Raw genomic sequence first — 14577 nt, forward strand, 5'->3', positions numbered from 1 at the left:
AAAAAGCCGCGCAATGGCGCGGCTTTTTCTTACCTGAACATCAGCCCTTAGTTAGGCAAAGCATAGGCAATCACATAGTCCCCACGATCCGTCGACTGCCGCGCGCCGCCCACCGTCAGCAGGATGTACTGCTTGCCGGTTTTCGGTGAAACGTAGGTCATCGGCCCGGACTGGCTGCCCACTGGCAAACGCGACTTCCAGATTTCGTTGCCGTTGCCGGTATCGAAGGCGCGCAGGTAGAAGTCCTGGGTGCCGGCGAAGAACAGCAGGCCCGACTGGGTGGCGAGCGATGCGCCGAGGGTCGGCATGCCGATCGGGATCGGCAAGTGCATGCGGATGCCCAGCGGGCCGGTGTCCTGCACGGTGCCGACCGGGACTTGCCACATCAGTTTGTGGGTCTTGAGGTCGATGGCCGACATGGTGCCGAACGGTGGTTTCTGGCACGGAATGCCGACCGCCGAGAGGAAGCGTTCGCGCATGGCGCCAAACGGTGTGCCTTCCTGTGGCACCACACCCATTTCGATACCGCTGGCCCCGGCGCCGATCTTGTCGCGCGGGATCATGTAGTTGGCCAAGCCCAGGCGCATGTCGTTGACGAACATGTAGTTGGTGTTCGGATCAACCGAGACGCTGCCCCAGTTCATGCCGCCCAACGAGCCCGGGAATTGCAGGGCGCGGTCCATGCCCGGCGGGGTGTAGACGCCTTCGTGGCGCATGCCTTTGAACTGGATGCGGCACATCAATTGGTCAAACGGCGTGGCGCCCCACATGTCGGACTCGGTCAGGGTCTTGTTGCCGATTGACGGCATGTCCACCGAGAACGGCTGGGTTGGCGAGTAGTGTTCGCCAGGCACATGGCCCTGCGGCACCGGGCGCTCTTCAACGCGGGCAATCGGCACGCCGGTTTCGCGATTGAGCAGGAAGATCTCGCCCTGTTTGGTGACTTGCGCCAGCGCTGGCTGGGTGCCGCCCTTGCCGTCCGGCACGTCGTACAGCAACGGTTGCGCCGGCAGGTCGAAGTCCCACAGATCGTTGTGGGTGGTCTGGAAGTGCCAACGAACCTGGCCGGTCTTCACGTCGATGGCGACGATGGACGAGTTCCACTTGTTGTCCATTGCGGTGCGCTGGCCGCCGAAGAAATCTGGCGTCGCGTTGCCGGTTGGTAGGTAGACCAGACCGGACTTGGCGTCGTAGGACATGGCCGACCACACGTTCGGCGTACCACGGGTGTACGTCTCTCCTGCTGGCGGACGTTTGGTGGTGTTCGGGTTGCCCGGATCCCACGCCCAGACCAGTTCACCGCTGCGTACGTCGTAGGCACGAACCACGCCCGGCGGTTCGCCAGTGGAGTAGTTATCGGCCACGCGGCCACCAACGATCACCACGTCACCCGCGACCAATGGAGTCGAGGTTTGCTGGTAGTAACCGGGCTTCACTTCGCCCATGTCGGTGGTCAGGTCAACGGTGCCCTTGTTGCCGAACTCCTCGCAGGGCTTGCCAGTGTCCGCATTGATGGCGATCAGGCGTGCATCGCCGGTCGGCAGAAACAGACGTTTCGTACAGGCACTTGGCTTACTGTCCGAAGACACCGGTGTTTCGGAATAGCCCAGGCCACGGCAGCGCTGCCAGTTCGGCGCGGTGCCCTGCGGGTCAAACTTCCAGCGCTGGGCGCCAGTGTCGACATCGAGGGCGAAGACTTTGCCGTAGGCGGTGCAGGTGTAGACCGTGTCACCGATTTGCAGCGGGGTGTTCTGGTCTTCAGCGCCAGCGCCGGTGCTTTGTGGAATGTCGCCGGTGCGGAAGGTCCACGCGACCTGCAACTTGTCGATATTGCCTTTGTTGATCTGGTCCAGCGCGGCAAAGCGATTGCCGGCGGTGGTGTTGCCCCAGTGCGCCCAGTCTTTCTGTTCAGTGCCCGGGGTGACCGGCGTCACCGCAGGCACAGTAGGGTTTTCGACGACGTGGGTCGGGACGAACATGTAGGCCATTGTCGCTACGACGCCAACACCGAGAATGCCAGCCAAACCGTAGGCGCCACGCCCGCCGGTCGCGCCCGAAGCGCGGACCAGGGTCGGATAGATCAACGCGACGACCAGACCGATCACGGCAAACGTCAGCACCCGTGAAACCAGCGGCCAATATTCGAGACCAGTGTCCCAAACGGCCCAGATGGCAGTGAGGATCAGCGCTACGCCATACAGCCAGGCACCCAGCGGCTTGCGACGAGCAATCATCAGCCCGGACGCCAGCATCGCCAGCCCCATCAGCAGGAAATACCAGCTGCCACCCAGCGCGATCAAATAGCCTCCGCCACCGACCAAACCGAGCCCGATCAGTGCAATCAGCACGCCCAGCCCTGCCAGCAACCACTTGCTGCCGGCGGCAGCCCCAGAATTATTCATGTCGAACACTTTCCCCATTTGTGACAAGGGGCGGAATAATGTACTACCTAGTTACTTATGGCAATTTGTCGCAGGTATAAATCTCCCGAACGGTACGAAGATTAGTTCGAATATCAGCCGCAAGCGTCCGGCCGAATGTGCCTGTAACATGCTGGACCATTGATCCGCGCCGATGGAGATGCCGCTTTGCCTGATACCCGCCCGCCCGTTCTCGACGAAATCGACCGACAGTTGATCGCAGCCTTGCAGATCAACGCCCGCGAGAGTGTGGCCATGCTCGCCCGGCAACTGGGCATCGCCCGCACCACCGTCACCTCGCGTCTGGCCCGGTTGGAAAAAGCCAAAGTGATTACCGGCTACGGCGTGCGGCTCGGGCAGCGCGTGGTGGATGGCGGGTTGCAGGCATATGTCGGGATTACCGTGCAGCCGCGTTCTGGCAAAGAGGTTTTGCGCCGGCTGAGCGCGATGGCGCAGGTGCAGCAGTTGTGTGCAGTGAGTGGCGAATTTGATTATGTGGCGTGGCTGCGCACCGATTCACCGGAGCAGCTGGACCAGTTGCTGGATCAGATTGGCAGTGTGGATGGGGTGGAGAAGACTACGACGTCGATCATTTTGAGTAGCAAGATTGATCGGGGGCATCCGGTTTGACATTCCAATTCAGGTTTCATGGGTGCCTGAGCTGACGCTATCGCGAGCAAGCTCGCTCCCACAGTGATCAGTATGCATACCACGATCGTCATATCGACCAACAAAACAGCAAAACGACGACACTTTGCGTCTTATTAACGTGTTCTGTGCTCTCTAGAATGGCTGGCATCTTTTCCTATACTCAGATGCGCATTCCGCGTCGGGTCGCCAGCAAGGTCAGCCATGAACAAGAACAATCGCCATCCTGCAGACGGTAAAAAACCAGTCACCATTTTCGGCCCGGACTTTCCTTTCGCCTTCGACGACTGGATCGAACACTCGGCCGGCCTGGGCAGCATTCCCGAGCACAATCACGGGACCGAAGTGGCGATTGTCGGTGCCGGTATCGCTGGGTTGGTGGCCGCTTACGAGCTGATGAAGCTTGGCCTCAAGCCTGTCGTCTACGAGGCTTCGAAAATGGGTGGCCGTCTGCGTTCCCAGGCGTTCAACGGTACCGATGGCATCGTTGCCGAGTTGGGTGGCATGCGTTTTCCGGTGTCATCCACCGCGTTCTATCACTATGTCGACAAGCTGGGTCTTGAGACAAAACCCTTCCCCAACCCGCTGACACCTGCCTCTGGCAGCACCGTCATCGACCTGGAAGGTAAAACCCATTACGCACAGAAACTGGCGGATCTTCCTGCACTGTTCCAGGAAGTGGCTGACGCCTGGGCCGATGCCCTGGAAGCCGGCTCGCAGTTCTCGGATATCCAGCAAGCCATTCGCGACCGTGATGTGCCACGTCTCAAAGAGCTGTGGAACACCCTGGTTCCACTGTGGGATGACCGCACCTTCTACGATTTCGTCGCCACGTCCAAGGCATTCGCCAAGCTGTCGTTCCATCACCGCGAAGTGTTTGGCCAGGTCGGTTTCGGTACCGGCGGCTGGGATTCGGACTTCCCCAACTCGATGCTGGAAATCTTCCGCGTTGTCATGACCAACTGCGACGATCACCAGCACTTGGTGGTCGGCGGTGTGGAACAAGTGCCACAGGGTATTTGGCGCCATGTACCGGAACGCTGCGTGCACTGGCCACAAGGTACCAGCCTCAAGTCGCTGCACCGGGGCGCGCCACGTTCCGGCGTGAAGAAAATCGCTCATGCACCCGATGGCCGTTTTGCGGTCACCGACAACAACGGCGACACCCGCGAATACGCGGCCGTGCTGACCACCTGCCAGAGCTGGCTGCTGACCACCCAAATCGAATGCGATGAAACCCTGTTCTCGCAAAAGATGTGGATGGCTTTGGACCGCACCCGCTACATGCAATCGTCGAAAACCTTCGTGATGGTCGACCGTCCGTTCTGGAAGGACAAGGATCCGGAAACCGGCCGCGACCTGATGAGCATGACCCTCACCGATCGCCTGACCCGTGGCACCTACCTGTTCGACAACGGCGACGACAAGCCGGGAGTGATTTGCCTGTCGTACTCGTGGATGAGCGACGCGCTGAAAATGCTCCCACACCCGGTGGAAAAACGCGTGAAGCTGGCGCTGGATGCGTTGAAAAAGATCTACCCGAAAGTCGACATCGCTGCGCGGATCATCGGCGATCCGATCACCGTTTCCTGGGAAGCCGACCCGCACTTCCTCGGCGCCTTCAAAGGTGCACTGCCGGGTCACTACCGCTACAACCAGCGCATGTACGCGCACTTCATGCAGGACGACATGCCAGCGGAACAACGCGGGATCTTCATCGCCGGCGACGACGTTTCGTGGACGCCGGCCTGGGTTGAAGGCGCGGTGCAGACTTCGCTCAACGCGGTGTGGGGCATCATGAAACACTTCGGCGGTGCAACTCACGCCGAGAATCCGGGTCCAGGAGATGTGTTCAACGAGATCGGACCGATCGCCCTGCCCGAGTAAGAGGAATCCGAAATGCGCGTAGCCCTTTACCAATGCCCACCGTTGCCGCTGGATGTCGCCGGCAACCTGCAACGCCTGCAACAACTGGCGCTGGAGGCCAAAGGCGCCGATTTGCTGGTGCTGCCGGAGATGTTCCTGACCGGCTATAACATCGGCGTCGATGCGGTCAGCGTGCTGGCGGAGGTGCATAACGGTGAGTCGGCGCAGCAGATTGCGCGCATTGCCAAGGCGACCGGGATCGCCATTTTGTATGGTTATCCCGAACGCACCGAGGACGGGCAAATCTACAACGCCGTGCAGTTGATCGACTCTAACGGCGAGCGCGTTTGCAACTACCGCAAGACGCACTTGTTCGGCGATCTGGATCACTCGATGTTCAGCGCAGGTTCTGACGAGTTTCCCATTGTTGAGCTAAACGGCTGGAAGCTCGGTTTCCTGATCTGCTACGACCTGGAGTTTCCGGAGAACGCCCGACGTCTTGCCTTGGCCGGTGCCGAGCTGATCCTGGTGCCGACCGCGAACATGATTCCGTTCGATTTCGTCGCCGATGTCACCGTGCGCTCCCGCGCCTTCGAAAACCAGTGCTATGTGGCCTATGCCAACTACTGCGGAAACGAAGGCGACATCCACTACTGCGGCCAAAGCAGCATCGCCGCGCCGGATGGCAGCCGAATCGCTCAGGCCGGCCTCGATGAAGCATTGATCGTCGGGGAGCTCGATCGTCAGTTGATGGTCGACTCTCGCGCCGCCAACCGCTACCTGCTTGACCGCCGCCCAGAGCTTTACGGCGTGCTGAACAAGCGCTGATCCACTAGCATTGGCACTTCACTGTTCTGGAAGTGCCCATGCCTGCGCTGAATCACCCTCGCCCCCACACTGAAACCCTGACCAATGGTCTGCGGGTGACGCTGCGTCATGCCCCGAATTTGAAGCATTGCGCGGCAGCGTTGCGGGTCGCCGCGGGCAGCCATGATGCGCCGCTGGCGTGGCCCGGCCTGGCGCACTTTCTTGAGCATTTGTTGTTTCTCGGTACAGAGCGTTTTCCCACAAGCCAAGGGTTGATGGCCTACGTCCAGAGCCATGGCGGCCAAGTAAACGCACGAACCAGCGAACGCACTACGGATTACTTTTTCGAATTGCCAACCCGGGCATTTGCCGGTGGGCTGGAGCGTCTGTCAGACATCCTCGCCCATCCGCGTATGAATCCGGACGATCAGCAGCGGGAACGGGAAGTGTTGCACGCGGAATTTGTCGCGTGGTCGCAAGATCCGGTGGCCCAACAGAAACAGGCGTTGTTCGATGGGCTTTGCGAGGCTCATCCGCTGCGAGGTTTCCATGCCGGCAATCGCGACAGCTTGCCGCTTGAGCAATCCGAATTTCAGCAGGCGTTGCAGAGTTTTCATCAGCAGTTCTATCAGGCCGGGCAGATGTCCTTGAGCTTGGCCGGTCCTCAGAGCCTTGATGAATTAAGAGCGATGGCCGAAGCCTTTGGCAGCGTCATCGCCGACGGAAAAAAAGTCCCACAACAATCCCCCGCACCGCTGATGACGACTTCAGACATAAGTTATCAACAGGCTGGCGAGCGGCGGCTGGATTTGCTGTTTGCCCTCGAAGCGTTGCCCGAATCCGCCGCCGAGGCACTGGCGTTTCTTTGCCATTGGCTGAATGCCGACAAACCCGGCGGCTTGCTTGCGGATTTACGCGAGCGCGGGCTGGCCAAAAAACTCAAGGCCAAGCCACTGTATCAATTCGCCGGACAAGCCTTGCTGCACATCGAATTCACATTGCCCGCCTACTCACCGGCAACCGGGATTCGCGAGCGGCTCACGGATTGGCTGAGTTTCTTCGCACGGCAAGAATGGAGTCGGTTGCGCGAAGAATACGCCGCCCTGGTCCAGCGCCAGCAACAAGTCAGCAGTGCCCTGGAATTGGCCCGTCTGGACAGTGAACAACGCGAAGTAGGGTTATCCGGGTTGGGCGTTGCAACCCTCAAGCTAGTCCTCGAAAAAATCGGCGCTGTGGATAACTTCAGCGGTGCATGGCAATTGCCCACGCCTAATCCGTTTCTGCATTCCGAAGCACCGGCGCCCAACGCCGGGTTGATTCGCGGCCAGACCAGCGCCCACCGTGGCTTGCGCACGTTTGCCCAGGATCGCTCACGCAGCCGTCGCGAACGATCACCGATGCAATTCACTCAGGCATTGCCGGACAACGGCGCCGAAGGAGCAATTTATCTGCGCTGGCGCCTGGACTCGACGCCCGGGAGCAAACTTCAATCACGGCTGGAAAGTAACCTGCAACCGTTGCGCGAAGATGCGCGCCAAGCCGGTGTGGATGTTTCCTTCAGCGCATCGGGCAACGAATGGCTGCTCAAACTGAACGGGCTACAGGAGCCCATGCCCGCTGTCCTGGAGCATGCGCTGAAACAACTGACAGAGCCTGACGCTGCTGTCCCACAATCGGAATCGGCAAGCGTCGCGTTGATACCGATTCGACAATTGCTCAAGGCATTGCCCGACCACTGCCTTGAGCACACGCCGAACACGGATGACTTGCAGCAACTCTGGTCGAGTGCACGCTGGGATGGTCTGGCGATTGGCCTGTCCGCCCAGACTCAAGCGGCCATGGGTCTGGCCCTTAGCCGCATACCCGGGACGCCGGACAATCAGCTGACCCCGCCGCCGACAATCCAGTCGCAACGTCTGTGGACCGCCGTCGATACCGGTTCCAGCGAACACGCGCTGCTGCTGTTCTGTCCGACACCCACTGAAGAATTGTCCGACGAAGCGGCGTGGCGTTTGCTGGCACACGTCTGTCAGACGCCGTTCTATCAGCGCCTACGGGTGGAGTTGCAACTCGGTTATGCGGTGTTCAGCGCCTTGCGCCAGATTCACGGGCAAACCGGGCTGCTGTTTGGCGTGCAATCACCGAACGTGGCAGCGGCGGATCTGCTGCATCACATTGAGCAGTTCCTCAGCAGGTTGCCGGAGTTGATCGAGGCCATTGACGACACCACGTTCATCGCCCAACGCCAGACGTTGGCCGAGCAGTTTTCCAGCGCAGCATTGCCCACCCTTCAGGCAGCAGAGTTACTTTGGCAGGGCAAGCTGAGCGCCCGTTCGTCGGATTATCTGACTGAGTTGCCCGAAGCCATTCAGCGGATCGACCGCGCGCAATTGCTCGTCGCCGCACAGCGATTGAATCAGGCTGAGGGCGGCTGGCGCTGCCTGGCCAACAGCCCTGCACCTGGTTCGCCTTGGCAAGCGTCAAAATGATCATTACCGGGGCTGCAATGAGCTTTCTCAAACTTTCACGGGCAATCCCTTTGAAATTTTGAGTAACATAGCAACCTAACTATCTGGAACATCTCTGACTTGAGGTGGACTATACCTATAGATAGCGCTGTCCTACCCCACCTGAAGGAGTTCAATTTATGGCCTGGACCAAACCTGCCTACACCGACCTGCGTATCGGCTTCGAAGTCACCATGTACTTCGCCAGCCGCTGATCTGCCCTGGCAGATACGCAGCACAACGCCTCGGATATCCGAGGCGTTTTATTTTCAGCGTTGAAATGATGGAGCATCCATGTTCGTCCAGATTCTAGGTTCCGCCGCCGGCGGCGGTTTCCCGCAGTGGAATTGCAACTGCGTGAACTGCGCAGGTTTTCGCGATGGCAGCCTGCGCGCCAAAGCGCGGACCCAGTCGTCCATTGCGATTTCCGATGACGGCGTGAACTGGGTGCTGTGCAACACTTCCCCGGACATCCGCGCCCAGCTCCAGAGCTTCGCCCCGATGCAGCCGGGCCGCGCCCTGCGTGATACCGGGATCGGCGCGATCATCCTGATGGACAGCCAGATCGACCACACCACCGGCCTGCTCATGCTGCGCGAAGGTTGCCCGCATCAGGTGTGGTGCACCGACATGGTCCACGAAGACCTGAGTAGCGGTTTCCCGCTGTTCAACATGCTCAAGCACTGGAATGGCGGGCTGGCCTGGAACCGCATCGAGCTCGATCAAAGTTTCAGCGTTCCCGCCTGCCCGAACCTGCGCTTCACCCCGCTGCCCCTGCGCAGCGCTGCCCCGCCCTACTCGCCGCACCGTTTCGACCCGCATCCGGGGGACAACATCGGCTTGATCGTTGAAGACCTGAACACCGGCGGCAAGTTGTTCTACGCACCGGGCCTGGGCAAGGTCGATGCGCCGTTGCTGGAGATCATGGCTGGCAGCGATTGCCTGCTGGTCGACGGCACACTGTGGGATGACGATGAAATGCAGCGCCGTGGCGTCGGCACCCGTACCGGTCGCGAGATGGGTCATCTGGCGCAGAATGGTCCCGGCGGCATGCTCGAAGTGCTTGAGCAACTGCCCAAGCAGCGCAAGGTGCTTATCCACATCAACAACACCAATCCGATTCTTGATGAGGATTCGCCGCAGCGCGCGGAGTTGGATCGGCGTGAGGTTGAGGTGGCGTATGACGGCATGAGTATTGTGTTGTAGCTGACGCCCCCATCGCTGGCAAGCCAGCTCCCACAAGGAACTGCGTTGATCGCAAAATTTGTGAACACCAGATAAACCTGTGGGAGCTGGCTTGCCAGCGATGACGTCAGACCAGAGACCAAAGAATCCACCGGTCCTACCCGGAGAAAAGAAATGACTGACACCCCAATGTCCCCAGCCGAATTCGAAGCCGCGCTGCGGGCCAAAGGCGCCTACTACCACATCCATCACCCCTACCACGTGGTGATGTACGAAGGCCGGGCCACCCGCGAACAGATCCAGGGCTGGGTCGCCAATCGTTTCTACTATCAGGTGAACATTCCCCTGAAGGACGCGGCGATCCTCGCTAACTGCCCGGACCGCGAGATCCGCCGCGAGTGGATTCAGCGCCTGCTCGACCACGACGGCGCACCCGGCGAAGACGGTGGAATCGAAGCCTGGCTGCGTCTCGGCCAAGCCGTCGGCCTCGATCCGGATCAACTGCGCTCCCAGGAATTGGTGTTGCCCGGCGTGCGCTTCGCCGTGGACGCCTACGTCAACTTCGCCCGCCGCGCCAGTTGGCAGGAAGCCGCCAGCAGCTCGTTGACCGAACTGTTCGCGCCACAGATCCACCAATCGCGCCTCGACAGCTGGCCACAGCATTACCCATGGATCGATCCCGCCGGCTACGAGTATTTCCGCACCCGTCTGGGTCAGGCGCGGCGCGATGTCGAGCACGGTCTGGCGATCACGCTTGAGCACTACAAAACCCGGGAAGGCCAGGAACGCATGCTGGAAATTCTCCAGTTCAAACTGGACATCCTTTGGAGCATGCTCGATGCGATGAGCATGGCCTACGAACTGAAACGTCCGCCGTATCACAGTGTCACTAATGAGCGGGTCTGGCACAAAGGAATCACCTTATGAGTTTCGATCGCAGCAAGACCCCGACCTGGCGTCCTGGCTATCGCTTCCAATACGAACCGGCGCAAAAAGGCCATGTGCTGCTGTACCCCGAAGGCATGATTAAACTCAATGAGAGCGCCGCGTTGATCGGCGGTTTGATTGATGGTGAGCGTGATGTCGCGGCGATCATCGCCGAGCTCGATCGACAGTTCCCCGGCGTGCCCGAGCTCGCGGACGACATCGAGCAATTCATGGAGGTTGCCCGTGCGCAGCACTGGATCGAACTTGCCTGAGTCATCAGTGCAAGTACCGCCCAAACCGGAAATCGGCCTGCCGCTGTGGCTGCTGGCCGAGTTGACCTATCGCTGCCCGCTGCAATGCCCGTACTGCTCCAATCCGCTGGATTTTGCCGAGCAAGGCAAAGAGCTGAGTACCGAACAATGGATCAAGGTTTTTCGCGAAGCGCGGGAGATGGGTGCCGCGCAACTGGGCTTTTCCGGTGGCGAGCCGCTGGTGCGCCAGGACCTCGCCGAACTGATTGCCGAGGCCCGCAAGCTGGGGTTCTACACCAACCTGATTACTTCCGGCATCGGCCTGAACGAGCAGAAAATCGCCGATTTCAAGAAGGCCGGCCTCGATCATATCCAGATCAGTTTCCAGGCCAGTGACGAGCAGGTGAACAACCTGCTGGCCGGTTCGAAAAAGGCTTTCGCACAGAAACTGGAAATGGCCCGCGCGGTGAAAGCCCACGGCTATCCGATGGTGCTGAACTTCGTTACCCATCGGCACAACATCGACAAGATCGACCGCATCATTGAGCTGTGCATCGCCCTTGAGGCGGACTTCGTCGAACTTGCCACTTGCCAGTTTTACGGCTGGGCGCAGCTCAATCGCGTCGGGCTGCTACCGACCAAAGAGCAACTGGTGCGCGCCGAACGCATCACCAACGAATACCGCGCCAAGCTCGAAGCCGAAGGACATCCGTGCAAACTGATTTTCGTCACGCCGGACTACTACGAAGAACGGCCGAAAGCCTGCATGAATGGCTGGGGCAGTATTTTTCTGACCGTCACACCGGACGGGACTGCCCTACCCTGTCACGGAGCCCGACAGATGCCGGTAAAATTTCCCAACGTGCGCGACCACAGCATGCAGCACATCTGGTACGACTCGTTCGGCTTCAACCGTTTCCGTGGCTACGACTGGATGCCCGAGCCGTGCCGCTCCTGCGACGAGAAGGAAAAAGACTTCGGTGGCTGTCGCTGCCAAGCGTTCATGCTCACCGGTGACGCGAGCAACGCCGACCCTGTGTGCAGCAAATCAGAACATCATGGCGTGATCCTCAAGGCTCGCGAAGAGGCTGAGCACGCGACCCAGACCATCGAACAACTGGCCTTTCGCAATGAACGAAATTCACGCCTCATCGCCAAAAGCTGAGCCTTTCAGCGCCGCCAAAGCCGTCGCAGCCGGCATCGACTTTGCCGAATTGCAGGCCGGCCAACACGGCCTGTTCTGGAACGAATACCGACCGGAGGATGCCGCGTGCCGGATCTGGCATTGGCGCGACGGCGAAGCGAAATGTCTGACGCCGCCGGGGTTCAGTGTGCGCAGCCGCGTGTACGAATATGGCGGTGGTGCGTTTTGCCTGACGGATGACGGGGTGGTTTTCGTCAACGAGGCGGACCAGCAGCTGTATCGTCAATCGCTACAGGGCGAGACACCGCAAGTGCTGATCTCTGGTGACTGTCGCTACGGTGATCTGCAGTTCGCCAATGGCCAGGTGCTGGCGGTTGAGGAAAACCGCAACGAACACCGTCTGGTGGCGATTGATCTAGCGGATGGCGCGCGGCATTTACTGGCCGAAGGTGCCGACTTTTACGCTGCACCGACACTCAGTCCCGACGCTAGTCGACTGGCCTGGATCGAGTGGAGTCGCCCCGATCAGCCATGGACCACGACCCGTTTGATGGTTGCCGAGCGCCAGAGCGACGGTGCCTTTGGTCCCACCCGTTGCGTGGCCGGCGATCAGGCTCAAGAGTCGTTGCAACAACCACGATTTGATAGCAGCGGCCGTTTGTTTTGCCTGACTGATCGTGGCGGCTACTGGCAGCCGTGGGGGGAGTTGGAAAACGGCCTCATCCTTTTGCCGAGTGCTGCCGCCGATCATGGTCCCGCGCCCTGGCAACTCGGCGGCTGCACCTGGTTACCGTTGAGCGAAGGCACTTATCTGGCCAGTTGGACCGAAGGCGGTTTTGGTCGATTGGGCTTTTGTGGTGATCGCAGTGAAGACATTACCGGCGACTACAGCCGCTTCCGGCATTTGGCCGTGGATGAGCATTTTATTTACTGCATCGCCGCGTCGCCGGTCAGTTCGACTGCGGTAATCGCTATCGATCGCCAGACCCGCCAAGTAAAAGTGCTGGCCGGCGGTGTTGTCCCATTGCCCGCCGAACAGATCAGCCGCCCGCAAACCCTGCGCTACCCAAGCGGTTCGGGTGAGGCCCACGGTTTCTTCTATCCCGCGATGACCGGCGAAGCGAAACCACCGCTGGTGGTGTTCATCCACGGCGGCCCGACGTCGGCGTGCTATCCGATGCTCGACCCGCGCATCCAGTATTGGGCGCAGCGCGGATTCGCTGTGGCCGACCTCAACTACCGAGGCAGCAGCGGCTATGGCCGTGCCTACCGGCAAGCGTTGCATTTGAGTTGGGGTGATGTCGATGTCGAAGATGCATGCGCGGTGGTCAGCCATCTCGCCGAACGCGGATTGATCGACGGCGACAAAGCATTCATTCGCGGCGGCAGTGCCGGTGGTTACACTACGCTGTGTGCGCTGGCTTTCCACAATGTATTCCGAGGCGGAGCGAGCCTGTATGGCGTCAGCGATCCGGTCGCATTGGGCCGGGCAACCCACAAGTTCGAGGGCGATTATCTGGATTGGCTGATCGGCGACCCGGCAAAGGACGCCGAACGCTATGCCGCGCGAACACCATTGCTGCATGCGGGAAATATCCGCGTGCCGATGATCTTCTTTCAAGGGGGACTGGACGCCGTCGTCGTACCGAAGCAGACCCGCGACATGGTCGACGCCCTGAAGAGCAACGGCATCCTGGTGGAAGCGCATTACTACGCCGACGAACGCCACGGTTTCCGCAAGGCCGGCAATCAGGCCCATGCGCTGGAGCAGGAGTGGTTGTTTTATCGGCGGGTGATGGACCTGGCGCCGTAAAATTCAACGCTTGGCGATGATGTACACCGCGTGCACGATGCCGGGAATGTAACCGCACAACGTCAGCAGAATATTCAGCCAGAATGCCCCGCCGAATCCTACTTGCAGAAACACGCCCAGCGGCGGCAACAAGATGGCGATGATGATGCGAATGAAGTCCATGGGCAGCTCCTGATTGAAGTGGGCTCATGCGAGCCCTACAGCTTAATCGACCTTTGCCGTTGGTCAGGGTTCAGCCGCGATTCTTCAGGCGAGGATTTCCAGACCGTGTTTCTGCACGATGCTCAGCAACTTCAGCGCCATGCCGCTTGGGTGCTTATCACCTGCCTCCCATTTCTTGACCGTCGAGGCGCTAGTGTTCAGGTAACGCGCAAACACCGGCTGGCTGACATTGTTGCGTTCGCGCAATGCCTTGATCTCTTCTGCCGCGATTGCGTCAGGGACTGTCGCGAGACACGACTCATCGAACTCACGCATGGTCGCTTTGCTGATGGCTCCGATGGTATACAAAGCACTGGCTGATTCGTGGATCGATTCGAACGCCTCACTCTTGAATTTCTTACTCATAAGTTATCTCCATAAACTCCTTCGTATCCAGCAGGTACTGGACCTGCAACGCTGTCAGTCCCTCGTAGGTTTTTGCCATTTTTCGAAACCCGATTAGCTCAGCCTGACTGATATTGCTCTGATCTTTCTTCGCGTACAGGAACTGATAAATCCAGTGACAGCCTCCTTTGGCCAAAACAATCGATCGATGACGGTTGGCATTCAGACGCTTCTTCCAAACCCCGCCACCGAGATTGTCAGCTTGGCCATTGAGCATCTCAGTGAATGCCTCCCGAAGTTCGTCATCTCCGATCCATGCTTTCGCGGCCTGCATTGCAAATCGTTTTGTCTTGAACAGCCTTGGCGACATTGGCATCCCTTCCCGAAAACATACCACCGAGTGGTATAGAACTCAAAGCCAACGCGACAATGACACGCTGGCATCGACACTCCCTGCCGACGC

Annotated in this window: 14 protein-coding genes; 10 read left to right on the forward strand and 4 right to left on the reverse strand. The window is 59.5% G+C overall.

Features of this window, described 5'->3' with window-relative positions; genetic code table 11:
* Nucleotides 1-47: 47 nt before the first annotated feature.
* Entirely contained in the window at nt 48-2402 is a 2355-nt protein-coding gene (locus ACW9JC_RS07085) for a glucose/quinate/shikimate family membrane-bound PQQ-dependent dehydrogenase (RefSeq protein WP_457454349.1), read from the reverse strand.
* A 186-nt stretch (nt 2403-2588) separates the two neighbouring features.
* Here ACW9JC_RS07085 and ACW9JC_RS07090 point away from each other — a divergent pair, with 186 nt between their 5' ends.
* The 10 genes from ACW9JC_RS07090 (at nt 2589) to ACW9JC_RS07135 (ending at nt 13568) form a co-directional block, all read left to right on the forward strand.
* Nucleotides 2589-3050 carry an Lrp/AsnC family transcriptional regulator gene (locus ACW9JC_RS07090; protein ID WP_338583519.1) on the forward strand — a complete coding sequence of 154 codons (462 nt, stop codon included), beginning with the start codon at nt 2589-2591 and terminating at the stop codon, nt 3048-3050.
* 222 nt (nt 3051-3272) lie between these two features.
* Nucleotides 3273-4955: a flavin monoamine oxidase family protein gene (locus tag ACW9JC_RS07095; protein ID WP_338583521.1), complete on the forward strand. Its 1683-nt coding sequence runs from the start codon at nt 3273-3275 to the stop codon at nt 4953-4955.
* 12 nt (nt 4956-4967) lie between these two features.
* On the forward strand, nt 4968-5762 hold the full coding sequence (locus ACW9JC_RS07100) for a carbon-nitrogen hydrolase family protein (RefSeq protein ID WP_338583522.1): 795 nt from the start codon (nt 4968-4970) through the stop codon (nt 5760-5762).
* Between the two features lie 38 nt (nt 5763-5800).
* Nucleotides 5801-8230 carry a pyrroloquinoline quinone biosynthesis protein PqqF gene (gene pqqF / locus ACW9JC_RS07105; RefSeq protein ID WP_457454351.1) on the forward strand — a complete coding sequence of 810 codons (2430 nt, stop codon included), beginning with the start codon at nt 5801-5803 and terminating at the stop codon, nt 8228-8230.
* Between the two features lie 158 nt (nt 8231-8388).
* Nucleotides 8389-8463, forward strand: coding sequence for a pyrroloquinoline quinone precursor peptide PqqA (pqqA, locus tag ACW9JC_RS07110; RefSeq protein ID WP_003444522.1), 75 nt, complete (start codon nt 8389-8391; stop codon nt 8461-8463).
* Between the two features lie 79 nt (nt 8464-8542).
* A complete protein-coding gene (gene pqqB / locus ACW9JC_RS07115) occupies nt 8543-9454 on the forward strand; it encodes a pyrroloquinoline quinone biosynthesis protein PqqB (protein ID WP_457454352.1) in 912 nt (303 codons plus the stop codon).
* A 153-nt stretch (nt 9455-9607) separates the two neighbouring features.
* On the forward strand, nt 9608-10360 hold the full coding sequence (gene pqqC, locus ACW9JC_RS07120; protein WP_457454353.1) for a pyrroloquinoline-quinone synthase PqqC: 753 nt from the start codon (nt 9608-9610) through the stop codon (nt 10358-10360).
* Complete coding sequence (gene pqqD, locus ACW9JC_RS07125) at nt 10357-10632, forward strand: pyrroloquinoline quinone biosynthesis peptide chaperone PqqD (protein ID WP_457454355.1); 276 nt, start codon at nt 10357-10359, stop codon at nt 10630-10632. The genes pqqC and pqqD overlap by 4 nt, the downstream gene beginning before the upstream one ends.
* Nucleotides 10633-10639: 7 nt before the next feature.
* The gene (pqqE, locus tag ACW9JC_RS07130) at nt 10640-11776 is read left to right on the forward strand and encodes a pyrroloquinoline quinone biosynthesis protein PqqE (RefSeq protein ID WP_457454374.1); all 1137 of its coding nucleotides are present in this window, start codon (nt 10640-10642) and stop codon (nt 11774-11776) included.
* Nucleotides 11742-13568, forward strand: a complete 1827-nt coding sequence (locus ACW9JC_RS07135; protein ID WP_457454356.1) for a S9 family peptidase — start codon at nt 11742-11744, stop codon at nt 13566-13568. The genes pqqE and ACW9JC_RS07135 overlap by 35 nt, the downstream gene beginning before the upstream one ends.
* Before the next feature lie 3 nt (nt 13569-13571).
* On the opposite strand, the gene ACW9JC_RS07140 is transcribed toward ACW9JC_RS07135, so the two are convergent.
* The 3 genes from ACW9JC_RS07140 to ACW9JC_RS07150 all read right to left on the reverse strand — a co-directional run bounded on the left by ACW9JC_RS07140 (nt 13572) and on the right by ACW9JC_RS07150 (nt 14484).
* Entirely contained in the window at nt 13572-13730 is a 159-nt protein-coding gene (locus tag ACW9JC_RS07140) for a YqaE/Pmp3 family membrane protein (RefSeq protein ID WP_003228885.1), read from the reverse strand.
* 84 nt (nt 13731-13814) lie between these two features.
* Entirely contained in the window at nt 13815-14135 is a 321-nt protein-coding gene (locus tag ACW9JC_RS07145; protein ID WP_338583533.1) for a helix-turn-helix domain-containing protein, read from the reverse strand.
* Nucleotides 14128-14484: a type II toxin-antitoxin system RelE/ParE family toxin gene (locus ACW9JC_RS07150; protein ID WP_457454358.1), complete on the reverse strand. Its 357-nt coding sequence runs from the start codon at nt 14482-14484 to the stop codon at nt 14128-14130. The genes ACW9JC_RS07145 and ACW9JC_RS07150 overlap by 8 nt, the downstream gene beginning before the upstream one ends.
* Nucleotides 14485-14577: the final 93 nt, after the last annotated feature.

The organism is Pseudomonas sp. SDO5591_S426 (assembly GCF_054070755.1).

Coding starts and splice junctions, on each gene's coding strand:
- ACW9JC_RS07085 (WP_457454349.1), bottom strand. CDS start 2,402: ATGAATAATTCTGGGGCTGCCGCCGGCAGCAAGTGGTTGCTGGCAGGG.
- ACW9JC_RS07095 (WP_338583521.1), top strand. CDS start 3,273: ATGAACAAGAACAATCGCCATCCTGCAGACGGTAAAAAACCAGTCACC.
- ACW9JC_RS07140 (WP_003228885.1), bottom strand. CDS start 13,730: ATGGACTTCATTCGCATCATCATCGCCATCTTGTTGCCGCCGCTGGGC.
- ACW9JC_RS07135 (WP_457454356.1), top strand. CDS start 11,742: ATGAACGAAATTCACGCCTCATCGCCAAAAGCTGAGCCTTTCAGCGCC.
- ACW9JC_RS07100 (WP_338583522.1), top strand. CDS start 4,968: ATGCGCGTAGCCCTTTACCAATGCCCACCGTTGCCGCTGGATGTCGCC.
- pqqC (WP_457454353.1), top strand. CDS start 9,608: ATGACTGACACCCCAATGTCCCCAGCCGAATTCGAAGCCGCGCTGCGG.
- pqqB (WP_457454352.1), top strand. CDS start 8,543: ATGTTCGTCCAGATTCTAGGTTCCGCCGCCGGCGGCGGTTTCCCGCAG.
- pqqD (WP_457454355.1), top strand. CDS start 10,357: ATGAGTTTCGATCGCAGCAAGACCCCGACCTGGCGTCCTGGCTATCGC.
- ACW9JC_RS07145 (WP_338583533.1), bottom strand. CDS start 14,135: ATGAGTAAGAAATTCAAGAGTGAGGCGTTCGAATCGATCCACGAATCA.
- ACW9JC_RS07150 (WP_457454358.1), bottom strand. CDS start 14,484: ATGTCGCCAAGGCTGTTCAAGACAAAACGATTTGCAATGCAGGCCGCG.
- pqqF (WP_457454351.1), top strand. CDS start 5,801: ATGCCTGCGCTGAATCACCCTCGCCCCCACACTGAAACCCTGACCAAT.